This window comes from Pulveribacter suum (assembly GCF_003013695.1).
Taxonomy (GTDB): Bacteria; Pseudomonadota; Gammaproteobacteria; order Burkholderiales; family Burkholderiaceae_C; genus Melaminivora; species Melaminivora suum.
Genome location: NZ_CP027792.1, coordinates 2,384,882 through 2,410,220 on the forward strand (window position 1 = coordinate 2,384,882; position 25,339 = coordinate 2,410,220).

Annotated in this window: 29 protein-coding genes; 14 read left to right on the forward strand and 15 right to left on the reverse strand. The window is 66.9% G+C overall.

Translation table 11 applies throughout. The features are described 5' to 3' along the window. The 3 genes from C7H73_RS10970 to C7H73_RS10980 form a co-directional block, all read right to left on the reverse strand. On the reverse strand, nt 1-954 hold the full coding sequence (locus C7H73_RS10970) for a branched-chain amino acid ABC transporter permease (RefSeq protein WP_106846685.1): 954 nt from the start codon (nt 952-954) through the stop codon (nt 1-3). 88 nt (nt 955-1,042) lie between these two features. Continuing rightward, nucleotides 1,043-2,278 carry a branched-chain amino acid ABC transporter substrate-binding protein gene (locus C7H73_RS10975; RefSeq protein WP_106846686.1) on the reverse strand — a complete coding sequence of 412 codons (1,236 nt, stop codon included), beginning with the start codon at nt 2,276-2,278 and terminating at the stop codon, nt 1,043-1,045. A 129-nt stretch (nt 2,279-2,407) separates the two neighbouring features. Beyond that, a complete protein-coding gene (locus C7H73_RS10980; RefSeq protein ID WP_106846687.1) occupies nt 2,408-4,045 on the reverse strand; it encodes a 3-(methylthio)propionyl-CoA ligase in 1,638 nt (545 codons plus the stop codon). A gap of 178 nt (nt 4,046-4,223) precedes the next feature. Here C7H73_RS10980 and C7H73_RS10985 point away from each other — a divergent pair, with 178 nt between their 5' ends. From C7H73_RS10985 to C7H73_RS11005, 5 genes are read left to right on the forward strand one after another with little or no spacing between them, the layout of a single operon-like run. Next, nucleotides 4,224-5,711 (forward strand): protein adenylyltransferase SelO, encoded by a 1,488-nt coding sequence (locus C7H73_RS10985; protein ID WP_106847634.1) that lies wholly within the window; start codon nt 4,224-4,226, stop codon nt 5,709-5,711. Continuing rightward, nucleotides 5,708-6,121 (forward strand): peptide-methionine (R)-S-oxide reductase MsrB, encoded by a 414-nt coding sequence (gene msrB / locus C7H73_RS10990; protein WP_106846688.1) that lies wholly within the window; start codon nt 5,708-5,710, stop codon nt 6,119-6,121. The genes C7H73_RS10985 and msrB overlap by 4 nt, the downstream gene beginning before the upstream one ends. A 13-nt stretch (nt 6,122-6,134) precedes the next feature. Continuing rightward, the gene (locus C7H73_RS10995) at nt 6,135-6,698 is read left to right on the forward strand and encodes a septation protein A (RefSeq protein WP_106846689.1); all 564 of its coding nucleotides are present in this window, start codon (nt 6,135-6,137) and stop codon (nt 6,696-6,698) included. A 53-nt stretch (nt 6,699-6,751) separates the two neighbouring features. Then, entirely contained in the window at nt 6,752-6,991 is a 240-nt protein-coding gene (locus C7H73_RS11000; RefSeq protein ID WP_106847635.1) for a BolA family protein, read from the forward strand. Nucleotides 6,992-7,043: 52 nt separating this feature from the next. Continuing rightward, entirely contained in the window at nt 7,044-7,829 is a 786-nt protein-coding gene (locus C7H73_RS11005; protein ID WP_106846690.1) for a peptidylprolyl isomerase, read from the forward strand. A 66-nt stretch (nt 7,830-7,895) separates the two neighbouring features. On the opposite strand, the gene C7H73_RS11010 is transcribed toward C7H73_RS11005, so the two are convergent. Then, on the reverse strand, nt 7,896-8,585 hold the full coding sequence (locus C7H73_RS11010) for a DUF1624 domain-containing protein (protein ID WP_106847636.1): 690 nt from the start codon (nt 8,583-8,585) through the stop codon (nt 7,896-7,898). A 215-nt stretch (nt 8,586-8,800) separates the two neighbouring features. Continuing rightward, on the reverse strand, nt 8,801-10,132 hold the full coding sequence (gene aceA / locus C7H73_RS11015) for an isocitrate lyase (protein WP_106846691.1): 1,332 nt from the start codon (nt 10,130-10,132) through the stop codon (nt 8,801-8,803). 284 nt (nt 10,133-10,416) lie between these two features. Between aceA and C7H73_RS11020 the strand changes: the two genes are divergently transcribed. Then, complete coding sequence (locus C7H73_RS11020; protein ID WP_106846692.1) at nt 10,417-11,406, forward strand: DMT family transporter; 990 nt, start codon at nt 10,417-10,419, stop codon at nt 11,404-11,406. Here the strand turns inward: C7H73_RS11020 and C7H73_RS11025 are convergent. Together C7H73_RS11025 and rraA are read right to left on the reverse strand one after the other, a co-directional pair. Beyond that, entirely contained in the window at nt 11,401-11,691 is a 291-nt protein-coding gene (locus tag C7H73_RS11025; protein ID WP_106846693.1) for a GIY-YIG nuclease family protein, read from the reverse strand. The genes C7H73_RS11020 and C7H73_RS11025 overlap by 6 nt on opposite strands. 39 nt (nt 11,692-11,730) lie before the next feature. After that, a complete protein-coding gene (rraA, locus tag C7H73_RS11030; RefSeq protein WP_106847637.1) occupies nt 11,731-12,240 on the reverse strand; it encodes a ribonuclease E activity regulator RraA in 510 nt (169 codons plus the stop codon). 191 nt (nt 12,241-12,431) lie between these two features. On the opposite strand from rraA, the gene C7H73_RS11035 reads away from it, so the two are divergent. From C7H73_RS11035 to hemP, 6 genes are all read left to right on the forward strand, one after another. After that, nucleotides 12,432-12,725: an SWIB/MDM2 domain-containing protein gene (locus C7H73_RS11035; RefSeq protein ID WP_106847638.1), complete on the forward strand. Its 294-nt coding sequence runs from the start codon at nt 12,432-12,434 to the stop codon at nt 12,723-12,725. Between the two features lie 203 nt (nt 12,726-12,928). Beyond that, nucleotides 12,929-13,201 carry a (2Fe-2S)-binding protein gene (locus C7H73_RS11040; protein ID WP_106846694.1) on the forward strand — a complete coding sequence of 91 codons (273 nt, stop codon included), beginning with the start codon at nt 12,929-12,931 and terminating at the stop codon, nt 13,199-13,201. A gap of 118 nt (nt 13,202-13,319) precedes the next feature. Then, nucleotides 13,320-14,060: an energy transducer TonB gene (locus C7H73_RS11045; RefSeq protein WP_106846695.1), complete on the forward strand. Its 741-nt coding sequence runs from the start codon at nt 13,320-13,322 to the stop codon at nt 14,058-14,060. 52 nt (nt 14,061-14,112) lie between these two features. Next, nucleotides 14,113-14,832, forward strand: a complete 720-nt coding sequence (locus C7H73_RS11050; RefSeq protein WP_106846696.1) for a MotA/TolQ/ExbB proton channel family protein — start codon at nt 14,113-14,115, stop codon at nt 14,830-14,832. Nucleotides 14,833-14,838: 6 nt separating this feature from the next. Next, a complete protein-coding gene (locus C7H73_RS11055) occupies nt 14,839-15,249 on the forward strand; it encodes an ExbD/TolR family protein (RefSeq protein ID WP_106846697.1) in 411 nt (136 codons plus the stop codon). Nucleotides 15,250-15,372: 123 nt separating this feature from the next. Next, nucleotides 15,373-15,570, forward strand: coding sequence for a hemin uptake protein HemP (hemP, locus tag C7H73_RS11060; protein WP_106846698.1), 198 nt, complete (start codon nt 15,373-15,375; stop codon nt 15,568-15,570). Nucleotides 15,571-15,788: 218 nt separating this feature from the next. On the opposite strand, the gene C7H73_RS11065 is transcribed toward hemP, so the two are convergent. After that, the gene (locus C7H73_RS11065; RefSeq protein ID WP_106846699.1) at nt 15,789-16,196 is read right to left on the reverse strand and encodes a heme-binding protein; all 408 of its coding nucleotides are present in this window, start codon (nt 16,194-16,196) and stop codon (nt 15,789-15,791) included. Between the two features lie 213 nt (nt 16,197-16,409). On the opposite strand from C7H73_RS11065, the gene C7H73_RS11070 reads away from it, so the two are divergent. Then, nucleotides 16,410-17,105: a Bax inhibitor-1/YccA family protein gene (locus C7H73_RS11070; protein WP_106846700.1), complete on the forward strand. Its 696-nt coding sequence runs from the start codon at nt 16,410-16,412 to the stop codon at nt 17,103-17,105. Nucleotides 17,106-17,199: 94 nt separating this feature from the next. After that, the gene (locus C7H73_RS11075; RefSeq protein ID WP_106846701.1) at nt 17,200-17,613 is read left to right on the forward strand and encodes a hypothetical protein; all 414 of its coding nucleotides are present in this window, start codon (nt 17,200-17,202) and stop codon (nt 17,611-17,613) included. A 141-nt stretch (nt 17,614-17,754) separates the two neighbouring features. On the opposite strand, the gene C7H73_RS11080 is transcribed toward C7H73_RS11075, so the two are convergent. The 7 genes from C7H73_RS11080 to C7H73_RS11110 form a co-directional block, all read right to left on the reverse strand. Further along, complete coding sequence (locus tag C7H73_RS11080) at nt 17,755-19,434, reverse strand: methyl-accepting chemotaxis protein (protein ID WP_264371561.1); 1,680 nt, start codon at nt 19,432-19,434, stop codon at nt 17,755-17,757. 290 nt (nt 19,435-19,724) lie between these two features. Beyond that, nucleotides 19,725-21,188 carry a 23S rRNA (uracil(1939)-C(5))-methyltransferase RlmD gene (gene rlmD, locus C7H73_RS11085; protein WP_106846703.1) on the reverse strand — a complete coding sequence of 488 codons (1,464 nt, stop codon included), beginning with the start codon at nt 21,186-21,188 and terminating at the stop codon, nt 19,725-19,727. A 56-nt stretch (nt 21,189-21,244) separates the two neighbouring features. Then, nucleotides 21,245-21,793 (reverse strand): RidA family protein, encoded by a 549-nt coding sequence (locus C7H73_RS11090; RefSeq protein ID WP_106846704.1) that lies wholly within the window; start codon nt 21,791-21,793, stop codon nt 21,245-21,247. A gap of 89 nt (nt 21,794-21,882) precedes the next feature. Beyond that, on the reverse strand, nt 21,883-22,422 hold the full coding sequence (locus C7H73_RS11095; RefSeq protein ID WP_227001326.1) for a c-type cytochrome: 540 nt from the start codon (nt 22,420-22,422) through the stop codon (nt 21,883-21,885). A gap of 50 nt (nt 22,423-22,472) precedes the next feature. Then, nucleotides 22,473-24,077 carry a flavin monoamine oxidase family protein gene (locus C7H73_RS11100; protein ID WP_227001327.1) on the reverse strand — a complete coding sequence of 535 codons (1,605 nt, stop codon included), beginning with the start codon at nt 24,075-24,077 and terminating at the stop codon, nt 22,473-22,475. Nucleotides 24,078-24,404: 327 nt separating this feature from the next. Continuing rightward, nucleotides 24,405-24,719, reverse strand: a complete 315-nt coding sequence (locus C7H73_RS11105) for a hypothetical protein (RefSeq protein WP_106846706.1) — start codon at nt 24,717-24,719, stop codon at nt 24,405-24,407. A 68-nt stretch (nt 24,720-24,787) separates the two neighbouring features. Continuing rightward, complete coding sequence (locus C7H73_RS11110; protein ID WP_106846707.1) at nt 24,788-25,267, reverse strand: Lrp/AsnC ligand binding domain-containing protein; 480 nt, start codon at nt 25,265-25,267, stop codon at nt 24,788-24,790. Nucleotides 25,268-25,339: the final 72 nt, after the last annotated feature.

Here is a 25,339-nt window from a genome sequence, read left to right on the forward strand (position 1 = left end):
TCAGTCCTCCCGCGTGCCCAGCAGCCCGCGGGGGCGGAAGATCAGGATCAGGACAAGAAACAGGTAGGGCAGGATGGGCGCGACCTGCGAGATGGTGAGCTTGAGCAGCGGCCAGCCAAAGGTCTCTTCGCCCACGCGGATGCCCATGCCCGCCAGCGCGCTGGCGGCCGACCAGTCCAGCGCCACGGCGAAGGTCTGCACGATGCCGATGAGCAGCGAGGCGAGGAACGCCCCGGCCAGCGAGCCCATGCCGCCCACCACCACCACCACGAAGATGATCGAGCCCACCGAGGCGGCCATGGCCGGCTCGGTGATGTAGGTGTTGCCGCCGATGACGCCGGCCAGCCCGGCCAGCGCGCAGCCGCCGCCGAAGACCAGCATGAACACCCGCGGCACGTTGTGGCCCAGGGCCTCCACCATCTGCGGATGCTTGAGCGCCGCCTGGATGACCAGCCCGATGCGGGTGCGCGTGAGCAGCAGCCACACCGACAGCAGCATCAGCACGGCCACCAGCATGATGAACGAGCGCGATTTCGGGAACTGCGTGCCGTACAGCGTGAACAGCGGCCCCTGCAGCGCGGACGGCAACCCGTAGGGCACGGTCGAGCGGCCCCAGACCAGCTGCACCATCTCCAGGATCAGGTAGGACAGCCCGAAGGTGACCAGCAGCTCCGGCACGTGGCCGAACTTGTGTACCCGCCGCAGGCTGTAGCGCTCGAACGCCGCGCCCAGGGCACCTACCAGCAGCGGCGCCAGCACGAGCGCCGGCCAAAAGCCCAGCACGCCCGACAGGGTGTAGGCGAAGTAGGCGCCCAGCATGTAGAAGCTCGTATGAGCGAAGTTGAGCACGCCCATCATGCTGAAGATCAGGGTGAGCCCCGAACTCAGCATGAACAGCAGCAGCCCGTAGCTGATGCCGTTGAGCAGGGAGATCACGAAAAACTCAAGATTCATCGAAGACCCGCACCGAAGGGAGTAAGAAAGCCGCAGTGAAAAAAAGGCCCGAGCGCGCTCGGGCCCCTGAAGGTCGTCCTGGAACCGGTCAGGACGGGCGCTTCATCTGGCAGGAGGTCGGCGTGCTGGACACGTAGGGCTCGTAGTACTTGACCGGCACGAACGTGTAGCCGGTGTTTTCCGCGTCGTACGGGTTCTTGCCACCGGCCTTTTCCCAGCGGGTGATGAACAGGCCCTGCTGCAGCTGGTGGTCGCTCTTGCGCATCTCCACCTCGCCATTGAAGCTGTTGAACTTCATGCCTTCCATGACCTTGGCCACCTTGGCGGGGTCGGTGGAGCCGGCCTTGGTGAAAGCGGCGTCCAGCATCGAGAAGCCGTGGTACACGGCCGCCGTGTACATATCGTCGTTGAACTTCTTCTTGTAGTCGGCCACCAGCTGCTGGATGTTGCCAGGCATGTTCAGGTGGCCGTAAGAGACCATGTACACGCGCTTGTCGGCCGCGGCGCCCATGGCCGTGGGGCTGCCCGTGACGCCGCCGTAGTAGGTGTAGAAGCTGACGTTGTTCAGGCCCGCGTCGTTGGCGGCCTTGATCAGGAGCGCCAGGTCCGAGCCCCAGTTGCCGGTGATCACGGTGTCGGCGCCCGACTGCTTGATCTTGGCGATGTAGGGCGCGAAGTCGCGCACCTGCGCCAGCGGGGCGAAGTCGTCGCCCACGATCTCCACGTCCGGGCGCTTTTGCTTGAGCATCTCCTTGGCGTACTTGGAGACCTGCTGGCCGTGCGAATAGTTCTGGTTGATCAGGTAGACCTTCTTGACCTCGGGATGGTCCTTCATGAAGGTGGTGATCGCCTCCATCTTCATGGAGGTGTCGGCGTCCAGGCGGAAGTGCCAGTAGCTGCACTTGCTGTTGGTGAGGTCGGGGTCCACGGCGGCGTAGTTCAGGTACACCACTTCCTTGCCGGGATTGCGCGAGTTGTGCTTTTCCAGGGCATCCATGATGGCCAGGGCGGGACCTGAGCCGTTGCCCTGCACGACGTAGCGCGCGCCCTGGTCCATGGCCGAGCGCAGGGCGCTGGTCGTCTCTTGCGGGCTGAGCTTGTTGTCGATGCCGATGATCTCGAACTTCACGCCCGAGGTGTTCTTCTTGCTGAACTCCTCGGCCAGGAACTGCCACGTCTTGAGCTGGTTGGTGCCCACCGCCGCCATCAGGCCCGACAGCGGGTCGAGCCAGGCGATCTTCACGGTTTCGCCCTTTTGGGCAAAAGCACCGCCAGCGCAAGCCAGCAAAGTGCCGGCAGCTACCATTTTCATAGTGAAATTCATGAACTCGTCTCCTTGTATGTTCGGCAGTCAGGGGAATGGGTCCAGCCTACAAGCTTGGTCCCCACCCCCCTTCAGGGATTGCCCCTAGGGGCTATCGCCCAGGTGACTGGGCCGCCCCGGCGCGGCCCGTCACAGGCCGGGCAACTGGTAGTCGGCCAGCTGCTCGCGCAGGCGCGTCTTGAGCATCTTGCCGGTGGCGCCCAGGGGGATGGCATCGACAAACACCACGTCGTCCGGGATCTGCCACTTGGCGGTCTTGCCCTCGTAGAAGGCCAGCAGCTGCTCGCGCGTCACCTCGGCGCCCGGCTTCTTCGTCACCGCAACGATGGGCCGCTCGTCCCACTTGGGGTGCGGCATGCCGATACAGGCCGCCATGGCCACGGCCGGATGGGCCATGGCGATGTTCTCGATGTCGATGGAGCTGATCCACTCGCCGCCGGACTTGATCACGTCCTTGCTGCGGTCGGTGATGTGCATGAAGCCGTCGGCGTCGATGGTGGCCACGTCGCCCGTGGGGAACCAGCCCTGGCCCTGCGCGTCCTTGACCAGCGGATTGGCGCCCTTGTAGTAGCTGTCCAGGATCCAGGGACCGCGCACCAGCAGGTCGCCGAAGGTCTTGCCATCCCACGGCAGCTCGCGGCCTTCGCCATCCACGATCTTCATGTCCACGCCGAAGATGGCCCGGCCCTGCTTTTGCAGCACCTTCATCTGCTCATCCTTGGGCAGCGCCAGCTGCTTGTTTTTGAGCGTGCACAGGGTGCCCAGGGGGCTCATCTCGGTCATGCCCCAGGCGTGCAGCACCTCCACGCCAAACTCGTCCTGGAAGGCGGTGATCATGGCCGGCGGGCAGGCCGAGCCGCCGATCACGGTGCGCTTCAAGGTCGAGAACTTCAGGCCCGCCGGGCGCATGTGGCCCAGCAGCATCTGCCACACGGTGGGCACGCCGGCGGCGTAGGTCACGCCCTCGGCCTCCATCAGCTCGTAGATGGACTTGCCGTCCATGGCCGGACCGGGAAACACCAGCTTGCAGCCGGTGAGCGCGGCCGAATACGGAATGCCCCAGGCGTTGACGTGGAACATGGGCACCACCGGCAGCACGGAGTCGCGCGCGGACAGGCACATCACGTCCGGCAACGCCGCGGCGTAGGCGTGCAGCACGGTGGAGCGGTGGCTGTACAGCGCGGCCTTGGGGTTGCCCGTGGTGCCGCTGGTGTAGCAGATGCTGGACGCACAGTTCTCGTCGAACTGCGGCCAGACGTACTCGGGGGAGGCGCCGGCGATCCAGGCTTCGTAGCTCTGCAGCCCGGGGATGCCGCTGTCCTGGGGCAGCTTGTCGGCGTCGCACAGCGCCACCCACTTCTTCACCGTGGGGCACTTGGCATGCACCGCGTGCACCAGCGGCAGGAAGGTGGTGTCAAAGCACAGCACCTGGTCTTCGGCATGGTTGATGATCCAGGCGATCTGCTCGGGGTGCAGGCGCGGGTTGATGGTGTGCAGCACGCGGCCGGAGCCGGACACGCCGAAGTACATCTCCATGTGGCGGTAGCCGTTCCAGGCCAGCGAGGCGACGCGCTCGCCCTGCGCCAGCCCCACGCCGTCCAGCGCACCGGCCAGCTGGCGCGAGCGGCGCGCCAGGTCGCGGTAGGTATAGCGGTGAATGTCCCCTTCCACGCGGCGCGAGACGATCTCCCCGTCGCCGTGGTGCCTCTCGGCAAAGGTGATTAGCGACGAAATCAGCAATGGTTGGCTCTGCATCAGGCCCAGCATGGGAGTCTCCTTGGGGATTCAAGCGGTAGCGAAAAAACAACCGCAGCATCGTAGCGGTGAAAGATCTGCCACCTGTCGCCCGCCTGTCAGGGCAAATCCCGAGTTCCGGGGCCTTGCGGGCGGCCTCCAAGGCCTTGCCGGCGGCGGGTGATTAGTGGCGGCGCCGACAATCGTGCGCATGACCGGACCCGCCCCCGCCTGCGACGCCCTGCGCTCGCCGTGGCAGCCCCAGTGGCAGCCCGGCTTCGCGCAGCTCGGCCCCGCCTTTGGCCGCGAGCTGCCGCCCCGCCCCCTGCCCGAGCCCTATTGGGTAGGCACCAGCGACAGCGCCGCCGCGCTGCTCGGCCTGCCAGGCGGCTGGCAGCAATCCCCCGCCCTGCTGCAGGCCTTCACGGGCAACGCGCTGCTGCCGGGCAGCACGCCCATGGCCAGCGTCTATAGCGGCCACCAGTTCGGCGTGTGGGCCGGGCAGCTGGGCGATGGCCGCGCGCTGCTGCTGGGCGAGACGGCCGGGCAGGAGCTGCAGCTCAAGGGCAGCGGACTCACGCCGTACTCGCGCATGGGCGACGGCCGCGCCGTGCTGCGCTCGTCCATCCGCGAATTTTTGTGCAGCGAAGCCATGCACGCTCTGGGCGTGCCCACCACGCGGGCGCTGTGCGTGACGGGCTCGCCCCAGCTGGTGCAGCGCGAGCAGCTGGAAACAGCCGCTGTGGTCATGCGGCTGGCACCCAGCTTTGTGCGCTTCGGCCACTTCGAGCACTTCGCCGCCCGCCGCCAGGGGGCCGAGCTGCGCCAGCTGGCCGACTACGTCATCACCCGCTACTACCCCGAATGCCAGGACGCCGCCGAGCCCGGCAGCCGCCAGCACTACGCCGCCTTTTTGCAGGCCGTGAGCGAGCGCACCGCGCGCCTGCTGGCCCACTGGCAGGCGGTGGGCTTTTGCCACGGCGTGATGAACACGGACAACATGAGCATCCTGGGCCTGACGCTGGACTACGGGCCCTTCCAATTCATGGATGCGTTCGACCCCGGCCACATCTGCAACCACAGCGACGCGCGCGGCCGCTACGCCTTTGACCGCCAGCCCTCCGTGGCCTGGTGGAACCTGCACTGCCTGGCCGAGGCGCTGATGCCGCTGATCGACGACGCGCAGGCGGCCGAAGAGGCGCTGGAGAGCTATGAGGCGGTGTTCGGCGACGCCTTCCTGGCCCTGATGCGCGCCAAGCTGGGCCTGCGCACGCCGCGGGACGGCGACGCGGCGCTGGTGCAGCAGCTGCTGGTGCTGCTGGCCGCCGGCCGGGTGGACTGGACCATCTTCTGGCGCCGCCTGTCGCACGCCGCAGGCCGCGGCGACTTCGCCGAGGTGCGCGACCTCTTCATCGACGGCGCCGGCTTCGACGCCTGGCTGCTACCCTATCAGGAGCTGCTCACGCAGGACGGACGGGCGCTGGCGGCCGATTTGATGCTGAAAATCAACCCCAAGTTCGTGCTGCGCAACCACCTGGCCGAGCAGGCCATCGCCGAGGCGAAACTGGGCCGCTTCGGTGAACTCCAACTGCTGCAGACGCTGCTGGCGCGCCCGTTCGACGAGCATCCGGGCTTTGAGGCCCACGCCGGCTTTCCGCCCGATTGGGCTTCGCACATCACCATCAGCTGCTCCTCATGACCTACCCCATCCAGAAAACCGACGACCAGTGGCAGGCCCATCTGCAGGCCCAAGGCGCCGAGCCGCGTGCCTTTGACGTCACGCGCCGCGCCGCCACCGAGCGCCCCTTCACCGGCAAGTACGAGGCCCACTGGGCCGACGGCAGCTACCACTGCATCTGCTGCGGCGCCACATTGTTCGACTCGGGCACCAAGTTCGACGCCGGCTGCGGCTGGCCGAGCTTCTCGCAGGCCGTGCCCGGCGCGATCCGCGAGATCCAGGACACCAGCCACGGCATGGTGCGCACCGAGACGGTGTGTGCACAATGCGGCGCGCACCTGGGCCATGTCTTTCCCGACGGCCCGACCCCGACGGGGCTGCGCTATTGCATGAACTCCGCCTCGCTCGCCTTCGAGCCGCCCGCGCCATGACGGCACTGCCCCCATGAAACTGCTGATCGACTTCTTCCCCATCATCCTGTTCTTCGCGGCCTTCAAGCTGTGGGGCATCTACACAGCCACCGGCGTGGCCATTGCCGCCACCATCGCGCAGATCGCCTACATCCGCCTGCGCCACGGCAAAGTGGAGCCCATGCAGTGGCTCTCCTTGGGCGTGATCGTGCTGTTCGGCGGCGCCACGCTGCTGGCGCACAGCGAGACCTTCATCAAGTGGAAGCCCACGGTGTTGTACTGGCTGATGGGCGGCACGCTGCTGCTGGGCCAGCTGCTGTTTCGCAAGAACTTCATCAAGAGCCTGATGGGCGCGCAGATCGAGCTGCCCGACGCCGTGTGGCGCCAGCTCAACTGGGGCTGGGCGGGCTTTTTCAGCGCCATGGGCGTGCTGAACCTGTGGGTGGCCTATCACTTCGACACCGACACCTGGGTCAACTTCAAACTCTTTGGCGGCATCGGGCTCATGATCGCTTTCGTGGTCGCCCAGGCCCTGTACCTGAGCCGCTTCATCAAGGAGGGCGAGGACCATCCCCGCCCCGAGGACGCACAGCCGTGACCGACCACAACCCCGCCGCCACCGCGCAGCCCGTCGCCGTGACGGCGCCGGCCATGCAGGCCCACTTGCAGGACAAACTGGAGCCCACCTTCCTTGAGGTGCTGGACGAAAGCTGGCAGCACGAAGGCCACCCGGGCGCCAACGGCACGGGCTTTGGCACGCACTTTCGGGTGCGCGTGGCCTCGCCCCTTTTTGCCGGCCAGCGCCGCGTGGCGCAGCATCGCCTTGTGTATGATGCGCTGCAGGTTTTCATCGACGCTGGCGCCCACGCCATCGCTATTGAAACCCTCTAAAAAAGGCCCTTTCGCAGGCGCCTGCACACCTTCCCTCATCCGTGGATTTCCAATGAAGCAAAAGCTCCTGTCCGCCCTGGTGGCCGCAGCCGTGCTGGGCACGATGGCCCTGCCTGCCGGCGCGCAGAACATCGCCATCGTCAATGGCAAGGCCATCCCCAAGGAACGCGCCGAAGCACTGAAGCAGCAGGTCGAGCGCTCGGGCCGCCCTGTCACGCCGGAGCTGGAGGGTCAGATCAAGGAAGAAGTGATCGCCCGCGAAGTCTTCATGCAGGAAGCACAAAAGCGCGGCCTGGAAGCCTCTGCAGACTACAAGGCGCAGATGGAGCTGGCCCGCCAGACCATCCTGATCCGCGAGCTGTTCGCCGACTACCAGAAGAACAATCCCGTCACCGACGCCGAGATCCAGGCCGAATACGACAAGTTCGTGGCCGCCAACGCCGGCAAGGAATACAAGGCCAGCCACATCCTGGTCGAGAAGGAAGACGAGGCCAAGGCCATCATTGCGCAGCTCAAGAAGGGCGGCAAGTTCGAGGACATCGCCAAGAAGCAGTCCAAGGACCCAGGCTCCGGCGCCCGTGGCGGCGACCTGGACTGGGCCAATCCCAGCAGCTACGTGCCCGAGTTCACCGAGGCCCTGGTGAAGCTGGACAAGGGCAAGACCACGCAGACACCCGTCAAGAGCCAGTTTGGCTGGCACGTGATCCGTCTGGACGATGTGCGCGAGGCGCAGCTGCCCAAGCTGGACGAGGTCAAGCCGCAGGTCGCCCAGCAGCTGCAGCAGCAAAAGCTGATGAAGTTCCAGGAAGACCTGCGCGCCAAGGCCAAGGTCGAATAAGCCAGGCTTTCGCCCCCACGAAGAACGCGGCCCCGGCCGCGTTTTTTGTTGCCCGCATGCTGCGCTTCAGCGCGTGAGCGCACCCCACAGCAGCAGGCCGCCGATCAGCACCGGCTGGTGCAGCATGTACCAGCTCAGGCTGTAGCGCCCCAGCAGCACCAGCGGCGCACCGGCACGCCCGACGCCCCGCGCCAGCGGCTGCAACGGCCGCGCCAGCAGCCACTTGCCCAGCGCCAGCCCCCACCACATCACCCCCAGCCAGGGAAAGACCGGCACATAGTCTTCGGTGAATGGCTTGCGCGTGATGAAGCCCAACCAGTTGAGCCCGCGGGCGTTGAACGCCTCGGCCAGCGGCGCCAGCGGCCCGTCCAGCAACGCGGCCGCCAATGGCGGCAACGCCAGCGCCAGGGCGCCGGCCAGCACCAGCCAGGCATTGCGCCAGCCGGCCGTGGCCCGCGCCACCAGCAGCATCACCGCCATGCCGTGCAGCACGCCGAAGTAGATGAAGCTGCGCGGGAACATGAACCATGAGCCTGCAGTCACCAGCAGCGCGCAGCCTGCCACCTGCGCCCAGCGCCGGGCAAAGCGCGCGCGGCCCACGCTGCGCTGCCAGGCCACGGCCTGCCCCAGTCCCGCGCACAGCAGAAACAGGCTGACGATGGCCGTGCGCTGCAGCGTCCAGAACGGGTCGCTGCGAAAGTCCTGCGGCCACCAGCCGTAGTGGCTCAGGTCAAAGCAGAAGTGGTAGGCCGTCATCCAGACGATGGCCAGGCCGCGCAGCGCGTCCACGCGCTCAAACCGGCCTGCTGCATTGCGCAATCCCTGCACCCCCGCCCTCCTCCTGGCGCAGCGGCTGCGCCCGTGTTCTTTGAAAGCAAAACAAAAAAAGCCGCCCGGCAAAGGGGCGGCTTTCGCGGCTGCGCAACCCTGCGGGCAGCCATCCCGGCGGGACGGCTGCCCGGGGATTATTGTCAGTGGAACTGCTCTTCTTCGGTGGAACCCGTCAGGGCCTTCACGGACGACGAGCCGCCCTGGATCACGGTGGTCACATCGTCGAAGTAGCCTGCGCCCACTTCCTGCTGGTGGCTCACGAAGGTGTAGCCCTTCTCGCGCGCGGCGAACTCGGGCTCCTGCACCATGTTCACGTAGTGCTTCATGCCTTCGCCGCGGGCGTAGGCGTGGGCAAACTGGAAGGTGTTGAACCAGTTGATGTGGATGCCGGCCAGCGTGATGAACTGGAACTTGTAGCCCAGCGCAGACAGCTCCTCCTGGAACGAGGCGATCTGGCTGTCGTTCAGGTTCTTCTTCCAGTTGAACGACGGCGAGCAGTTGTACGACAGCAGCTTGCCCGGGCAGGCGGCATGCACGGCCTGGGCAAACTCGCGGGCAAAGCCGATGTCGGGCACGCCGGTCTCGCACCACACCAAGTCGGCGTAGGGTGCGTAGGCCACGCCGCGGCTGATGGACTGCTCCAGGCCGTTCTTGACGCGGTAGAAGCCTTCTTGCGTGCGCTCGCCCGTCAGGAAGGGCTTGTCGTTGGCGTCGTGGTCGCTGGTGATCAGGTTGGCAGCCTCGGCATCGGTGCGGGCCAGCACGATGGTGGACACGCCCATCACGTCGGCGGCAAAGCGCGCCGAGATCAGCTTCTCGCAGGCTTCCTGCGTGGGCACCAGCACCTTGCCGCCCATGTGGCCGCACTTCTTGACGGCGGCCAGCTGGTCTTCGAAGTGCACGCCGGAGGCGCCGGCGGCGATCATGTTCTTCATCAGTTCGAAGGCGTTGAGCACGCCGCCGAAGCCGGCTTCGGCGTCGGCCACGATGGGCAGGAAGTAGTCGATGAACTCGGCGTCGCCGGGGTTCACGCCACGGCTCCACTGGATCTCGTCGGCACGCTTGAAGGTGTTGTTGATGCGGCGCACCATGGTCGGCACCGAGTCATACGCATACAGCGACTGGTCGGGGTACATGGTCTCGGAGGTGTTGCCGTCAGCGGCGACCTGCCAGCCCGACAGGTACACCGCCTCCAGGCCCGCCTTGGCCTGCTGCATGGCCTGGCCGGCGCTGATGGCGCCAAAGGCATTCACATAGCCCTTCTTGGAGCCGCCGTTGATCTTCTCCCACAGCTTTTCGGCGCCGCGCTTGGCCAGCGTGTGCTCGGGCTGCAAGCTGCCGCGCAGGCGCACCACGTCGGCAGCGGTGTAGCCGCGCTTGACGCCCTTCCAGCGGGGGTTGTTGGCCCAGTCTTTCTCCAGGGCGGCGATTTGTTGCTCGCGGCTCAGTTGGGCGTTCAGGGAATCGGGCATGTGTGCTCTCCAGACAGGGGGTTGTGTGAGGGGTGCGGCGGTTGTGCCGTTGGGAGAACTTTAAGTCTTCTATAAGACTTGTGCAACCTCTTATGTCTTATATAAGACATAAATTTCTCCCTTGCAAAACATTGACTTGCGCAGCACTTTTCTCCATACGGAAATATTTTTCTTGTAATGAGAAATATCGCCGCAGTGCAGCATCAAGCCGATACCACATAGAGAAAATTTGTTCTCGCCATGCGGAAATTTCGCGCTGCCGCCGGCACACCCGCTGCTCATGCATGATTTGCGCTTCGCTCCAGCCGCTGCAGGCCCTTCCCGTGCACACACCCAGCCGCCCCTTCGCCTACCTTTGCCTGGCCCTGAGCATGTCTCTCGTGGGCAGTTACGTGGCGCTGTCCAAGCCGCTGGCGGCCGCCTTTCCGGTGTTCCTGCTGGCCTGGCTGCGCTTTGGCATTGGCGCGCTGGCCATGGCGGGCTGGCTGCGCCGGCCGGCAGACGAGCCCCCCATGACGCGGCAGACCCGCAGCCTGCTATTTGTGCAATCGCTGCTGGGCAACTTTTTGTTCACCATCTGCATGATCTACGGCGTCAGCCTGACCAGCGCCACCTCGGCCGGGGTCATCATGGCGTCCATCCCGGCCTGCGTGGCGGTGATGAGCTGGCTGTTCCTGCGCGAGCGCGTGGCCGCCCGCACCTGGGTGGCCGTGGCCTGTGCAGTCGCCGGCATCGCCCTGTTCGCGCTATCAAAACCAGAGCTTCCAGCGCAGACTGCATCAGCCCTGGGGGCCGAAAATACTTCGAACCTGGCTTGGCTGGGTTACCTGCTGTTGGTGGTGGCTTCGGTCTGCGAGGGGGCGTATTCCGTCATCGGCAAGAAGCTGACCGGCGCCCTGGGCCCACGGCGCATCACCTCGCTCATCAACCTGTGGGGCTTTGCGCTGGCCACGCCGCTGGGGCTGTGGTTTGCGCTGCGCTTCGATTTCGGCGCCGTCGCGCCCGGCATGTGGCTGCTGCTGCTGTTTTACGCGCTGGCCGCCTGCATGTGGACGGTGTGGCTGTGGATGACCGGCCTGAAAGCCGTACCGGCCGCGCAGGGCGGCGTGTTCACGGTGCTGCTGCCCATCAGCGCGGCGCTGGTGGGCGTGGCCGTGCTGGGCGAGCGCTTCACCGGCATGCAGCTGGCGGCCTTCGGCATCGCGCTGGCCAGCGTGGTGCTGGCCACCCTGCCTTCGCGTCTGGCCTGGCGTGTGGGGCGGAAAGGCTCATGACCGCGGCGCTGACAGGCGCGGCCATTGGTTGTAGCCCACCTCTGGATCGTTGGCACGCTGCTGCAGGATGAAAGCAAGCTCACGGGCGTTCACTTCCTGCTGTGCCGCGGATTCGGCTTCCCACAATATGTCACGTCGCACCGTGAAGCTGCGCCGCGCCTGCTTGTCGAAATCCTTGGCAATCAGGGCGCTGCTGGCACTACCAAAATAGTTGATGTCGTCAGTTCGATCCTGACCGACATAGATCTTCCCGTTCGGGTAGGTGATTCGGCAGATGACTGGCATGAGTCGTGGGCGCAGGCGCCGGGCGCCACGAGGTGGAAGTTACAGCGCCCGCTCGCTCACCACGATGCCGTCGGCATCGGCATAGAGCCAGTCGCCCGGGCGCACCCACACGCCCTGCACCAGCACGGCCACGCCGGTCTGGCCTTCGCCGCGCCGCTCGGTGGGCATGGGCACCAGGCCCAGGGCGCGGATGCCGACCTGCGCGGCGGCCAGCTCGGCCGCGTCGCGCACGCAGCCGTTCACCACGATGCCGGCCCAGCCGTTGCGCGCGGCGCTGGCGGCCAGGTTGCCGCCGACCAGCGCCCGGCGCAGCGACGCGCCGCCGTCCACCACCAGCACGCAGCCGCGGCCGGGCGACTCCACGGCGGCCTTGACCTGGGTGTTGTCTTCAAAGCAGCGCACCGTGCGCACCTCTCCGCCGAAGGCCGGCACGCCGCCATAGCTGTGAAAGCCCGGCGGCAGCACGCGAAAGCCGTCGCTGCCGTCGCTTTGCCGATGCGCGTCGCACAGGTCGCAGGTGCTGGGAACGGGGGTGGCGGCGGAGGTCATGCAGGTGCCTTTCAAGAAGTGGAATGAGGAGCCCGTGGGCATTGTCGCTTGCGCCACAAGCGGGTCTTTCGGGGGCGAAAAATGCCGCTGCACCTTGGAAAGGCGTTTTTTTCCCAGTAGCATCGCCGCTACCAGTGGAGCAGCAGGCGTTCGCTGGTGACTTCTCCACTATCAATAAGGACTGTTTCGACATGGCAACTGCAAAGAACGCACCCGCCGCTCCCGCCAAGAAGCGCACGCCCAACGCCGCCTTCATGAAGCCGCTGACCCCCAGCCCGGCGCTGGCGGCCGTGGTGGGCTCCACGCCCCTGCCGCGCACCGAGATCATCAGCAAGCTGTGGGTGTACATCAAGGAGCACAACCTGCAGGATGCAAGCAACAAGCGCATGATCAACGCCGACGCCAAGCTCAAGGAAGTGTTCGGCAAGCCCCAGGTCTCGATGTTCGAGATGGCGGGCCTGATCGGCAAGCACGTCAAGTCGTAAGCAGCCTGCGCGGCCAGCCCCGCACTGGCATGCGCGCCAAAAGAACCGGCAGCCCAGGCGCCGGTTTTTTTTCGCCCTAGGGGCGGCCGGCCACGAACGTTTCACCCAAATGGCTGCAGGGAAATGGGCAGGAATGCGATGGATTCTCATTTATAATTCCGCATCCCTTCAACCCAAGCCAGCCACGTCTGCCGCCCCAAGCCATGATCGTCTGCGTCTGCCACCGTGTTTCCGACCGTGAGATTGCACGCCATGCGCGGGCGGGAATGAGCTTTGACGAGATCCAGTTCGAACTCGGCGTCGCCACCCAGTGCGGGCGCTGCGAGGATTGCGCCCGCGACGTCGTGGCGCAGTGCTGCGCAAGCCAGCCGATGGCCGCGCTGCGCAACGAAGTGGCTCCCAGCCCCAGCCAGCTTGCCCCCCTCCTGCAGGAAGGCAACGCATGCAAGTCCTCTTCCCTCTCGCCGGCAGCCTGATCATCGTGCTGTGTTCGCTGTGGTGGATCGTGCGCAAGTGATCCACAGCGCCACCAGAGATTTCAAGCCTTTTTGGCCTTGAGCCCTTGCTGGGTAAGCGCCGGCAGCTATCATTTTTATGCATTTGCCTGAACGATACGGTGCTTCGCCGGGGTTGACCGGCCGCACTGCCGCCATTGCTGGCTCGGTGCTGGCGCTGCACGTGGCGGTCCTGTGGGCGCTGCAGGCGGGGCTCAAGCGCGTCGAGCCGCCCGTCGTCATCACGCCGGTGCAGGTGCTCAGCGAATTTTTGGTGGCCCAGCCGCCCACGCCGCCTGCCCCGCCCGCGCCCCCTGCCCCGCCCAAGCCTGCGCCGGTGCCGCCGCCCCCAAAGCCCGCCCGGCCCAAGCCGGCGGCCCCGAAGCCGCAGCCTGCGCCCGCCCCCCTGCCCCTGGCTGTGGCCGACCCTACACCTGCGCCCAACGCCCCCGTGGGCGCGACCGAGCCGCAGCCGCCCGCGCCGCCCGTGGTGGCGCCGGCGCCACCCGCTCCGCCCGCCCCTCCTGCACCACCCGCGCCACCGGCGCCGCCCGCCGTCGTGCAGCCCTCCAGCAGCGCCAGCCACCTGAACAACCCCGCGCCGCCCTACCCCGCCGTCAGCCGACGCCTGGGCGAACAGGGGGTGGTCATGCTCAACGTGCTGATCGGCACCGACGGGCTGCCGCAGAAGGTGGAGGTGAAAAAATCCAGCGGCTTCGATCGCCTGGACCGCCAGGCGGTGGACACCGTGCTGCGCTGGCGCTTCATGCCCGGCACGCGCAGCGGCGTGCCCGAAGCCATGTGGTTCGTGCAGCCCATCCATTTCGTGCTCAAGCAGTGAGCGGCCGCGGCCGCGTCAGCCTCCCCACATCCGACCCCAGGAGTCTTCTTTCATGCAATCGCAATTCGGCATCGCCAACGTCTGGATCCAGGGCGACTTCGTCACCCGCGCCACTGCCGTGCTGCTGCTGGCCATGTCGCTGGCCTCGTGGATCGTCATCGTCATCAAGGCGCTGGACATCGTGAAGTTCAAGAAGCGCGCCCGCGAGGCCCGCGACTTCTGGCACAGCCAGGACTTCGCCGCCGGGCTGGACAAGCTGCAGGGCGACGCGTCCAACCCCTTTCGCTACCTGGCGCTGGAGGGCCGCGAGGCCACGCAGCACCACCGCAACACCCAGGCCCACCTGCACGACAGCCTGGATGTGAGCGACTGGGTCACGCGCTGCCTGCGCAATTGCATCGACGAATTCACCGCCCGGCTGCAGTCCGGGCTGGCCATCCTGGCCTCGGTGGGCTCCACCGCACCCTTCATCGGGCTGTTCGGCACGGTCTGGGGCATCTACCACGCGCTGCTAGCCATCGGCTCGTCGGGCCAGTCCACCATCGACAAGGTCGCCGGTCCCATCGGTGAAGCGCTGATCATGACCGCCCTGGGCCTGGCCGTGGCCATCCCTGCGGTGCTGGGCTACAACGCGCTGGTGCGCGGCAACAAGCACATCCTCAACCGCCTCAGCAGCTTCGCGCACGACCTGCATGCCTACTTCGTGACGGGCGCTCGCGTCAGCCTGCCGCCCGAGAACGGCGCCCGCATCGTGCCCATGAAGAAGGGCTGACGCGCCATGGCTTTTGGAACCCAGGACAGCGCCGACGAGGTGATGAACGAGATCAACATGACGCCGCTGGTGGACGTCATGCTGGTGCTGCTCATCATCTTCATCATCACCGTGCCGGTCATGAAGCACGCCGTGCCGGTGGACCTGCCACGCGCGGCCAACCAGGAAGAGATCGTCAAGCCGCAGACCATCCGCCTGTCGGTGACAGCCGACGGTGTGTACCACTGGAACGAGACCACCGTCACCGACGAGGAGCTGGAGCCGCGCCTGCGCGCCGAGGCGGTCAAGGAGCCGCAGCCGGACCTGCATATCCGCGGCGACAAGGACGTGCGCTATGAGCGCGTGGCCCAGGCCATGGCTGCCGCGCAGCGCGCCGGCGTGCGCAAGATCGGCTTCGTCACCGATCCGGCCAAGTAAGCGCTGGCGGCGCACGGCCGGGCGAGAAAACACTTTTTTACTGCCCAGCCGCCCCGAATTGCTTGACGATCAGTTGAGAATGGTTATCATTAAACAACTTCAACGCATCGCCCACCAGCACCCATGCACGCCGTCCTTGCCGCCCAGCCTGCCCTGCCCGCCACGCCCCCCGCACTCAGTGCCGGCGTCGCCGCCAGCGAGCGTCCCGCCCTCCACAGCAGCGCCTTGCTGCAGGGCTGCAAGGCCGTGACCATCGTGCACAACGGCGCCTTGTACCAGCTGCAGGCCACCCGTCTGGGCAAGCTCATCCTGACCAAATAACCGCACCTGCGCACCGTGTTTCATCGTGGGGCGACTTGAAGGCCATTTCGGCCAGACCAGTCGTTTTTGCCAGCCAACGAAGAGATTGTTCTTTTTCGCGTAGCCAGGCATTTTTTTGCGGACTCAAGCCGCAGCTCCCCGCGAGTTCCCTGTTGCCAAAAAAATGCCGGCCCACGGTGGGCCGGCATTTTCTTTTGGGTGAAAGCCCGGCTGGTCGATTACAGGCCCAGGGCTGCAATACCGGCGCGGGCCACCTGCGCGTCCTCGTTGGCCTTCACGCCGCTCACGCCCACGGCGCCCAGGCACTGGCCGTCCTTCATGATCGGCACGCCGCCTTCGAGCATGCCGTCGATGACCGGGGCCGACAGGAAGGCCGTGCGCCCGCCGTTGATCATGTCCTCATAGCCCTTGGTCTCGCGGCGGCCCAGCGCAGCCGAGCGCGCCTTGGCTGCGGCAATGTGGGCCGACACGGGCGCCGCGCCGTCCAGGCGTGCCAGGTGCAGCGGGTGGCCGCCGTCGTCCACGATGGCGATGGTGACGGCCCACTGGTTCTTCTGCGCCTCGGCCTCGGCGGCGGCGGCAATCTGCTTGATGTCGGAGAGTTCGAGAACGTGGGAGGTTTTCATGGCAAATGCAAACGGGTCAAAAGGATGAACACAAACGTTGCCCAGCATAGCCAGCCGTGCGGCAGGCACTGCGTCCTGTTCGGGTGAAACAATGCCGACATTAAAGTACGGGATGGTGCGCGGGTATTGCAAAGGCCTGCCGACCCCCCCACCTAGAATCCAAACGCCTGCACCTTGCAGGCCCTCTGAATACACAGCAGGAGAGACATCCCCATGAACAATGGCATCACACGCATCGACACCAGCGGCGGCTATGCCCTGTCGCAGGAACAGCGCCACCGCGTGCTGCGCAACACCTACTGGCTGCTGGCCCTGAGCCTGCTGCCCACCGTGGCCGGCGCCTGGCTGGGCGTGGCCACCGGCATCACCCGCTCGCTGCAGGGCGGCATGGGGCTGATCGTGTTCCTGGGCGGTGCCTTCGGCTTCATGTTCGCCATCGAGAAGACCAAGAATTCGGCGGCCGGCGTGCCCGTGCTGCTGGGCTTCACCTTCTTCATGGGCCTGATGCTGTCGCGCCTGATCGCCGCCATCCTGGGCTTTTCGAACGGTGCCGAGCTGATCATGACCGCCTTTGCCGGCACGGCAGGCGTGTTCTTCGTCATGGCCAGCCTGGCCACGGTCATCAAGCGCGACCTGTCGGGCCTGGGCAAATGGCTGTTCGTGGGCGCGCTGGTGCTGATGGTGGGCGCCATCATCAACGTCTTCGTGGCCTCGTCGGCCGGCATGATGGCCATCTCGGTGGCAGCCATCGGCATCTTCAGCGCCTTCATGCTGTACGACATCAAGCGCATCATCGACGGCGGCGAGACCAACTACATCAGCGCCACGCTGGCCCTGTACCTGGACCTGTTCAACGTGTTCCAGAGCCTGCTGGCCCTGCTGGGCATCATGGGCGGCGAGCGCGACTGAAAGCGCCCTGCTCTCGCCTCGACAGCCCCGCGCGCCGTGCGGGGCTTTTTTTTGCCCTGCTTAACTTGGGGGCGAACTGGCCGATACAGAGGACATGCAGCAGCGCTCTTCACCTTCCCTTTCCCGTCCCTCAAGGGCCGTCCTTCGCGCTCTGTCAGCGACGGCGGCGCTGCTGGTGCTGGCCGGCTGCGACATTCCCGGCCTGGGGCCCGACCCGCGCGCGCTGCAGCGCGACGCCGAGGCCAAGGCCATCGGCGGGGCCTGCCGCCACGCGCTGCGGGGCCTGGAAGACTGCTACACCTTGAACCCGAAGGCGCAAAAGGCCCAGGTCTTCGCCGGCTGGAAGGACATGGACCAGTACATGCGCGAAAACAAGCTCGAGGGCACCCCCTCGGTGCTCACGCAGCTGGAAAAGCCCGCCGAGGCGCCCGCCCGCAAGAGCCGCGCAGGACGCGGCGACAGCGACGACACGGCTGACAGCAAAAACACACGCAACGGCCGCAGTTAAAGCATCAAGGCCGGCGACCGTGGCGCGCCCCGCGCACCTTGCAGTCGCTTTGCAGTCGCCTCGCAGTCACGCTTTTCAGACTTGCCTCCCCACAGGGCTTGGGGCGAGGCTTCGCGTCGTTGGCCGCGTGGCGCCACGCCTTTAGAAGCTCTCCCAGTCACTCTCGGAGGCTGCGCCGCTCGGGCGGCTGGTCAACGCCGGCAGGGGCCGCGGCGCTGCAACAGTGGTGTTTGGGCGTGGGGACGCTGCCACAGCAGATCTGGGCGTGGTCGCACGCATGGGCGCCAGGGGCTGCGATACAGCAGGCGCCGCGCTGGCCGCGCCCACCTCGAAGACGGACACCACCTGCGCCAGGTGCTGCGCCTGGTCGCGCATGGCCGCGGCAGCGGCGCTGGACTGCTCGACCAATGCCGCGTTTTGCTGCGTCATCTGGTCCAGGTTCGTGACCGCCTGGTTGATCTGCGCAATGCCGTCGCGCTGCTCGGCGCTGGACGCGGTGATCTCGCCGATCAGGTCGCTGACCTGGCGCACGCTGCGCACGATCTCCTGCATGCTGCGGCCCGCCTGCTCCACCTGGACCGAGCCTGTCTCCACGTTGGACACGCTCGCCATGATCAGGCCCTTGATCTCCTTGGCGGCCTCGGCACTGCGCTGCGCGAGGTTGCGCACTTCGCCCGCCACCACGGCGAAGCCGCGGCCCTGTTCACCAGCGCGCGCAGCCTCCACGGCCGCGTTCAGTGCCAGGATGTTGGTCTGGAAGGCGATGCCGTCGATGACCTGGATGATGTCGCCGATCTTGCGGCTGGAGGCCGTGATCTGCTCCATGCTCGTGACGACCTGGCCGACCACCGTGCCGCCTTGCTCGGCCGCCTGGGCGGCCTGCGCTGCCAGCTGGTTGGCCTGGTGCGCCGTCTGTGCCGACTGCGACACCGTGGCGGTGAGCTGCTCCATGCTCGCAGCCGCCTGCTGCAGGCTGGCCGCCGTTTGCTCCGTGCGGCTGGACAGGTCGTGGTTGCCGCTGGCGATCTGGTTGGAGGCGCTGGAGACCGATTCCACGCCCGCGCGCACGTCGCTCACCACGCTGCGCAGCCGCTGGCTCATCTGCGCCAGGGCACGCAGCATCGCGCCGAACTCATCCTTTCGTGTCGAGTGCAGCTCGTGGGTGAGCTTGCCGGCGGCGATGGCGTCGATGACGTCCCCGGCCTGGCCCAGGGGTACCGTGATCGAGCGCACCAGCCGCGCCGCCAGCAGCAAGAAAGCGCCCATCAGCACGCCTGATGCGATGAGGCCCTCGACGGCATAGCGCGCACGGCGCTCTCCCGCTTCGGCCACTACCGCGTCGCGCCGCTGCTGCAGCGCGGCGACGAAGGCATCCTGGGCGCGCAAGAACTTGTCCACCTGCGGCGAGAGCTGCTCGTCGGCGAACCGCTGCGTCTCCACCACGTCGCCAGCACCCTTGAGCTCCCAGGTTCGGGTCGTGGCCGCCTGCACCGCGCGGTATTCGGCCAGCACCTGCTCCAGCACGGCCTTTTCCTGCGCATCGGTCGTCTGCGCCACGATGGCATCCTGCGCGCTAGTGACCGACGCCGTGAAGCGCTTGACCTGGGCGTCAAACTGCTCGGCCAGCACCGCATCAGACGTGACCGCCGCACCCATCAGCAGATTCACCATGGTCTCCGATTCGCCGCGCCACCGGGTGGACTGGGTGATGCGCATCTCGGTGGCGATCACATCGCTGATCGCCTTGCTCATGGAAGAATTGGCGCGGTATTGCTGGAACCCGGAGATGACCAGCATGGCCAGCATGAGCACCAACAACATGCCCCAAAGCTTGTGGAATACGCGAATGTTGTCGATCTGCACTATGTAGTTCCTGGTCGTGCGCCGGCCGGCGCTGCAGGCATGCCGCCCCCACGGCTGACACGCACTCAAAAGCCATACAGGCCGCGCCAACGCCGGTTTTGAGGAGGCCGCAGCCGCTTGCGATGACGCGGATGACACAAAACACCGGAGACGGCGTGCGCGACGAAGCCTCCAGGTGATTGTAACTTATTGAAATTTAAGAAAATAAGTTTACAACCGTTCCGCCTGTTGCATCCATCGCGCTGCCGCTACGGCCGTTCGAACACGGCCATGCTCTCGACGTGCGCGGTGTGCGGAAACATGTTCACCACCCCCGCAGCCACGCAGCGGTAGCCGGCTTGGTGCACCAGCAGGCCGGCGTCGCGCGCCAGGGTGGACGGGCTGCAGCTCACATAGACAATGCGCCGCGGCGGCGCCCAGCCCTCGAAGCCCGGCGGCAGCGGCAGCGCCTCTGGGGCGCCGGTGCGCGCCTGGTGGATATCGGCCAGGGCCTTGGCCAGGGCAAAGGCGCCCTCGCGCGGCGGATCCACCAGCCACTTGTCGGCGCTGCCGTCGGCCATCAGCAGCGGGGGCGTCATCTCGAACAGGTTGCGCGCTACAAAACTCGTAGCTGCCAGCGCTTGTCCTGCGGGCCTTTGCGCTTGATTTCTTGCATAATTTTCACGCGACCGGGCAACCAGCGCCTCGCTGCCCTCGATGCCCAGCACCTCGCGCGCCCGGGTGGCCAGCGGCAGCGTGAAGTTGCCCAGGCCGCAAAACCAGTCGATGACGCGCTCATCGCTGTGTACATCGAGCAGGCGCAGCGCCCGGGCCACCAGCACGCGGTTGATGTGCGGGTTGACCTGCGTGAAGTCGGTCGGCTTGAACGGCATGGTGATGCCGAAGTCGGGCAGGTCGTAGGCCAGCTGCTCGCCGCCCTCCTGCAGCAGATGCACCGTGTCCGGCCCCTTGGGCTGCAGCCACCACTGCACGCCGTGCAGCGCGGCGAACGCGCGCAGGCGGGCCAGGTCGTGTTCGGACAGCGGCTCCAGGTGGCGCAGCACCAGCGCGGTGACGCGGTCGCCGCAGGCCACCTCTATCTGTGGGCAGGTGCCCTGCGCGTCCATGCCGGCGATCAGCCCGCGCAGCGGCATCAAGAGCGCATCCACGTGCGGCGGCAGGATCTTGCAGGTCTGCATGTCCGCGATGTAGCGGCTCTTTCTCTCATGAAAGCCCACCAGCACCGAGCCCTTCTTGGCCACGTAGCGCATCGACAGCCGGGCGCGCCAGCGGTAGCCCCAGGCCGGGCCCTCGATAGGACGCAGCACGGTCTCGGGCCGCACCTTACCCAGGTGCCACAGGTTGTCCTCCAGCACGCGCTGCTTGACGGCCACCTGCGCGCTGGCATCCAGGTGCTGCATCTTGCAGCCGCCGCAGGCGCCTTCGTGCAGGCCAAAGTGCGGACACAGCGGGCGCACGCGCAGGCTGGATTCGCGGTGGATTTCGGTGAGCTGCGCCTGCTCCCAGTTGTTTTTCTTGCGGCCGGTGCGGGCACTGACCAGCTCGGTGGGCAAGGCACCGTCGATGAACACGACCTTGCCGTCCGGGCGGCGGGCGACGCCCTGGGCGTCCAGGTCCATGGAGGTGACCTCCAGCCAGCCGGACGGCAGCGCGGGCGTGTCGGAGGCGGGGGATGCGGTGGTTTCGGGGAGGTTTTCTGCGGGGACGCTCATGCCCGCGATTGTCTCAGAGCGCCCTTTTGGCGACCGCCGCGGCCGGGGCGCCAGGGTCAGCGCGGGGCGGCCGGTGCGGGCGGGCGCACCGCAGTGACTTCGATCTCCACCAGCCAGGCGGGATTGGCCAGCGCGGCGATCTGGAAGGCCGAGCGCACCGGCAGGCGCGGCTGGGCGCTGGTGCCGAAGTACTGGGTGTAGCCCTCCATGAAACCGGCGAAGTCCATCGCATTGCCCTTTCTCGGGTCGGCCACCAGGAAGACCTGCATCTTCACGATGTCGCCCATGGTGAGGCCCAGGCCCTTGAGCTGCGTCTCGATGCTGCGCAGCACACCCAGCGTCTGCGCGCGCGTGTCGCCGCCATAGGCGCGTGGGTCGTTGCCGGGCAGCGCCTTGTCCACCACCGGGGGCACCTGGCCCGACAGGTACACCGTGGTGGCGCCGGCCGGCACCTCCACGGCGGCAGCGATGGGGAAGTCCGAACCGGGCACGCGGTGGCGCAGCACCTCGGTGGCCGGTGCCTGGCTGGCGCAGCCGACCAGGCCGGCCAGTGCCAGCGCCGCGCAGCACAGGCGAGAGCGGGAAGAAGAAAGAAGGGGGGCCATGGCGTGTCCAAGCAAAGGAAGTACAGGAAGAAGGGACGCCAGCGCGCCGCGCCCGGGCGGACGGGCGGCAGCCGGCGCGGGCTGCGGCGTCAGGGCCGCTGCTTTTTCACGTCCTGCGGGGTGACCGCATCCTGGTAGCTGTTACCGAAATGCGTGCGCACGTAATTCACCACGTCGGCGACCTGCTGGTCATCCAGCCGTTGGGCAAAGGGCGGCATGCCGTGCAGGCCGTTGAGCACCACATAGGTGGGGTAGGCGCCCGAGGCCATGCGCCCGTTCTTGGCCAGCGCCGGATAAAAGCCCGCCCCTTTGGCGCCCTCGCCCTGCGGCATGTGGCAGCCCTGGCAGATGGATTGGTACAGCCGCTCGCCGCCCTGTTGCACGAAGCGCTCGCTGCTGGGCGAAAAGCGCGGGTTGAAGCCCGCGGGCTTGGAGGCGTCGGCCGCGTCGCGCTTGGTCATCGAGCGGGCGCCCGGTTGCTGCGTGGCCGACTGGCGGGGTGCCTCGCCCGCGGGGTGCGCCGCGGCCGATGCGCCGGCGGCCGGGGCCTGCTGCGCGCCTGCGCCGGTGGCGGCTGCGGCCACCAGCAGGGCGGCACCTGCCGAGAGCCAGAAATGGGGGGTCGTCATGATCGGGTTCCTTCGGTTCGGGGGTGTCCGGGAATGAGTGCGTGCGCCCTTCAGGCCGCCTGCGCGCGTTCGTGCAGGCGCTTGACGGCGTCCAGCGCCGACAGCACGGCGCCCTCCTGCCAGGCGGGGATGTACGAGGCGTGCTCGCCCGCCAGCACGATGCGCCCGTCCACCTGGCACAGGTTGCGGTAGTGCTGCTTGCGCGCCTCGTCCGACCAGATGCCGAAGCAGCCGTTGATCCAGGGCATGCGGTGCCAGCCCACCGCGACCCCGTTCTGGAACTCTTTCTTGTACTGCGGGTGCAGCTGCGAGCCGAACTCCACCGCCGCGCGGATGCGGTCCTCGGGCTTCATGGCGGTGAATTCGAAGGCGTGCGTGTTGTCGAAGGCATACCCGCCCAACAGCACGCCCGGGCCCTGGGTGTTGAAGTTGTTGGACGGATACGAGATCTGCTCGATCGGCAGGTCGGTGTAGCTGATGCCGCCGAAGATGCGCTCGTCTTCTTCCCAGAAGCGCCGCTTGAACTGCAGGCCCACCTTGAACGAGGCGCCATAGGGCACGGCGGCAATTGCCGCCTTCATGGCATCGCCCACCTGGATGTCGATCTGGCTCAGGATGGACAGCGGAATGGTGCAGACGCACCAATCGGCCTTGACCTGCTGCACCGCGTCGCCGCCGGCGCCGCCGCGCGCGTCCACGTAGCTCACCGTCACGCCCTGCGGGGTCTGCTCGATCTTCGTGACCTTGCGGTTGAAGTGGATCAGCGAGCCCACCTGGCGCTCGAAGCCCTTGGCGATCATGTCCATGCCGCCCACCGGCTCGAAGATGGTGGTCTGGAACTCATACAGCTGGCCGATGTTGATCTGCGACCACAGGCGCGACTGCAGCAGCTCGTGCTGGCCGATGGGCTTGGAGGGCTTGGCCAGCGGCATCAGGCCGCCGGCCGGGTCGCTGTCGTAGCCGCGGTACTCGCTGGCGTTGGTGCCTTCGCGGTAGCGGTACTGCGCATCCAGCCCGCCCCAGGCCTTCAGGCCCTCCAGCAGCAGCTCGCGGTCTTCCTGCGTGACGGCCTGGTCCAGCGCGTGCTGGTTGGTCGCCTTGGACAGCAGTTCGGCCACATAGCCGTGCACGTCGGACTGGATGTGGCGAAAGCGCTGCGGCTTGCCGCCGAAGGCCTTGGTGGAATGCACCAGCGCGTTGTAGTTGACCTGCACGAACGATTCGAGCTGCACGCCGAAGCGCTTGCAGTAGTCCAGCAGCGCGTAGTGGTGGTAGGGCACGCGCCACGGGCCGGGGTTGATGTACAGGCCCTTGTCGAACTCGCAGGTCTGGCGCGTGCCGTCCAGCTCGGTGAACGAATCGCCGCCGCGCAGCGACCAGCTGCGCCCGCCGGCGCGATCCTGGTATTCGATGATCTGCACGTCGTAGCCCGCCGCTCGCAGCTCGTACGCCGCCGTCATGCCCGCCAGCCCGGCGCCGAGGATCACGACGGTGCCCCCGCGTTTGGACTTGCCCAGCTCGAGCGGGCCGCGGTAATTGGATTCCTGTGCATGGCCGAGCGACGCCATCGCCTGATACATGAGACCGCCGCCCGCGGTCTTGCCGATCATGGACAGCAGGTTGCGGCGGCTCATCGGGGGGGGCTGCAAGGGCATGGTCTCTCCTGTGGGTGGCGACCACCCGACAGTCCACGCTGGGCTGCCCTCGGGCCGCAGGACAGGAAGGCGCGGCGGCCGCCCGGCTTCCTGTGAGCCCATTGTTGAAAGCACACGCAGCACGCGCGCACCGGAAAACAGCCGGCAGGCTTGTAGGACAAGGGAGCGGGTGGCTGGCCCGGCCGTGGGCCGGGCAGCGCCCCGGGCGGGCGCAGCCCGGGGTGCAAGCGAAGGCGTGCCGTGGCCCGCTGCGCTATCAATCAAGGAGCTGCTGGCGCAAGCAGCGCAAGGGCTGGAGCCCTCTTTTGCCTATTTCTTGACGAGACCTCAGCCGCGCGGGGCACGGCGCGCGCGCATGCTCGCCGGCATCAGCGACGCGCGGCCCGACCCGGCCACGGGCAGCCGGTTGAGCTCGAACTCGCAGGCGCCGCTGTCCAGCGAGAACACCATGGCCCCGCCGGGCACCAGCAGCGGCAGCGTCTCGTGCAGCTGGCGCGACATGTCCACCGGCGGGGTCTGCGCGCGATAGACCACCTGCTTGTCGGCGGCATAGACGATGTAGCAGGCGGCCTGGGCGGCCTGGGCGCCGGCAGCGGCCAGCGCCAGCCCGGCCAGCGGGCGAAGGATGTTGCGGATGTTCATGTCGAGTCCTCCTGTCCTCTCGTGGGAATGATGGGGCGATTATTGCCGCTGGCGGTGTGCGGCCCGTGTCAGCCCAGGTGCAGCTGGCTGGTGTGCTTGACTTCCTCCATCACCGCGTAGGTGCGCGTCTCGCGCACGCCGGGCAGCTGCCACAGCACGTCGCCGGCAAAGCGGCGGTAGGCCGCCATGTCGGCCGAGCGGGTCTTGAGCAGGTAGTCGAAGCCGCCCGCGACCATGTGGCATTCCATGATCTCCGGGTGCACCTGCACGGCGGCCTTGAACTGCTCGAACACGTTGGCGGTGGTGTGGTCCAGCAGCACCTCCACGAACACCAGCATGCCCGCGCCCAGCAGCAGCGGGTTCAGCCGCGCCTCGTAGCCCAGGATGTAGCCGCTTTGCGTCAGCCGCTGCACCCGCGCCAGCACCGCCGTGGGCGACAGCGCCACGGCCTCGGCCAGCTTCAGGTTGGACAGGCGGCCGTCGCCTTGCAGGATTCGCAGGATTCGCAGGTCCGTGCGATCAATGTTGACTACGTCACTGGATTTCATCCGCCAATTATTCGCTGGATGCGGCTCACTTTGGTGATTTATTTATCCGGCAAATCCCGATGATCCGCTGCT

What these genes read in the sequence shown, in the direction of transcription:
- C7H73_RS10970 (WP_106846685.1), bottom strand. Translation starts at nt 954, where the DNA reads ATGAATCTTGAGTTTTTCGTGATCTCCCTGCTCAACGGCATCAGCTAC.
- C7H73_RS10975 (WP_106846686.1), bottom strand. Translation starts at nt 2,278, where the DNA reads ATGAATTTCACTATGAAAATGGTAGCTGCCGGCACTTTGCTGGCTTGC.
- C7H73_RS10980 (WP_106846687.1), bottom strand. Translation starts at nt 4,045, where the DNA reads ATGCTGGGCCTGATGCAGAGCCAACCATTGCTGATTTCGTCGCTAATC.
- C7H73_RS10985 (WP_106847634.1), top strand. Translation starts at nt 4,224, where the DNA reads ATGACCGGACCCGCCCCCGCCTGCGACGCCCTGCGCTCGCCGTGGCAG.
- msrB (WP_106846688.1), top strand. Translation starts at nt 5,708, where the DNA reads ATGACCTACCCCATCCAGAAAACCGACGACCAGTGGCAGGCCCATCTG.
- C7H73_RS10995 (WP_106846689.1), top strand. Translation starts at nt 6,135, where the DNA reads ATGAAACTGCTGATCGACTTCTTCCCCATCATCCTGTTCTTCGCGGCC.
- C7H73_RS11000 (WP_106847635.1), top strand. Translation starts at nt 6,752, where the DNA reads ATGCAGGCCCACTTGCAGGACAAACTGGAGCCCACCTTCCTTGAGGTG.
- C7H73_RS11005 (WP_106846690.1), top strand. Translation starts at nt 7,044, where the DNA reads ATGAAGCAAAAGCTCCTGTCCGCCCTGGTGGCCGCAGCCGTGCTGGGC.
- C7H73_RS11010 (WP_106847636.1), bottom strand. Translation starts at nt 8,585, where the DNA reads ATGACGGCCTACCACTTCTGCTTTGACCTGAGCCACTACGGCTGGTGG.
- aceA (WP_106846691.1), bottom strand. Translation starts at nt 10,132, where the DNA reads ATGCCCGATTCCCTGAACGCCCAACTGAGCCGCGAGCAACAAATCGCC.
- C7H73_RS11020 (WP_106846692.1), top strand. Translation starts at nt 10,417, where the DNA reads ATGATTTGCGCTTCGCTCCAGCCGCTGCAGGCCCTTCCCGTGCACACA.
- C7H73_RS11025 (WP_106846693.1), bottom strand. Translation starts at nt 11,691, where the DNA reads ATGCCAGTCATCTGCCGAATCACCTACCCGAACGGGAAGATCTATGTC.
- rraA (WP_106847637.1), bottom strand. Translation starts at nt 12,240, where the DNA reads ATGACCTCCGCCGCCACCCCCGTTCCCAGCACCTGCGACCTGTGCGAC.
- C7H73_RS11035 (WP_106847638.1), top strand. Translation starts at nt 12,432, where the DNA reads ATGGCAACTGCAAAGAACGCACCCGCCGCTCCCGCCAAGAAGCGCACG.
- C7H73_RS11040 (WP_106846694.1), top strand. Translation starts at nt 12,929, where the DNA reads ATGATCGTCTGCGTCTGCCACCGTGTTTCCGACCGTGAGATTGCACGC.
- C7H73_RS11045 (WP_106846695.1), top strand. Translation starts at nt 13,320, where the DNA reads ATGCATTTGCCTGAACGATACGGTGCTTCGCCGGGGTTGACCGGCCGC.
- C7H73_RS11050 (WP_106846696.1), top strand. Translation starts at nt 14,113, where the DNA reads ATGCAATCGCAATTCGGCATCGCCAACGTCTGGATCCAGGGCGACTTC.
- C7H73_RS11055 (WP_106846697.1), top strand. Translation starts at nt 14,839, where the DNA reads ATGGCTTTTGGAACCCAGGACAGCGCCGACGAGGTGATGAACGAGATC.
- hemP (WP_106846698.1), top strand. Translation starts at nt 15,373, where the DNA reads ATGCACGCCGTCCTTGCCGCCCAGCCTGCCCTGCCCGCCACGCCCCCC.
- C7H73_RS11065 (WP_106846699.1), bottom strand. Translation starts at nt 16,196, where the DNA reads ATGAAAACCTCCCACGTTCTCGAACTCTCCGACATCAAGCAGATTGCC.
- C7H73_RS11070 (WP_106846700.1), top strand. Translation starts at nt 16,410, where the DNA reads ATGAACAATGGCATCACACGCATCGACACCAGCGGCGGCTATGCCCTG.
- C7H73_RS11075 (WP_106846701.1), top strand. Translation starts at nt 17,200, where the DNA reads ATGCAGCAGCGCTCTTCACCTTCCCTTTCCCGTCCCTCAAGGGCCGTC.
- C7H73_RS11080 (WP_264371561.1), bottom strand. Translation starts at nt 19,434, where the DNA reads ATGTTGTTGGTGCTCATGCTGGCCATGCTGGTCATCTCCGGGTTCCAG.
- rlmD (WP_106846703.1), bottom strand. Translation starts at nt 21,188, where the DNA reads ATGAGCGTCCCCGCAGAAAACCTCCCCGAAACCACCGCATCCCCCGCC.
- C7H73_RS11090 (WP_106846704.1), bottom strand. Translation starts at nt 21,793, where the DNA reads ATGGCCCCCCTTCTTTCTTCTTCCCGCTCTCGCCTGTGCTGCGCGGCG.
- C7H73_RS11095 (WP_227001326.1), bottom strand. Translation starts at nt 22,422, where the DNA reads ATGACGACCCCCCATTTCTGGCTCTCGGCAGGTGCCGCCCTGCTGGTG.
- C7H73_RS11100 (WP_227001327.1), bottom strand. Translation starts at nt 24,077, where the DNA reads ATGCCCTTGCAGCCCCCCCCGATGAGCCGCCGCAACCTGCTGTCCATG.
- C7H73_RS11105 (WP_106846706.1), bottom strand. Translation starts at nt 24,719, where the DNA reads ATGAACATCCGCAACATCCTTCGCCCGCTGGCCGGGCTGGCGCTGGCC.
- C7H73_RS11110 (WP_106846707.1), bottom strand. Translation starts at nt 25,267, where the DNA reads ATGAAATCCAGTGACGTAGTCAACATTGATCGCACGGACCTGCGAATC.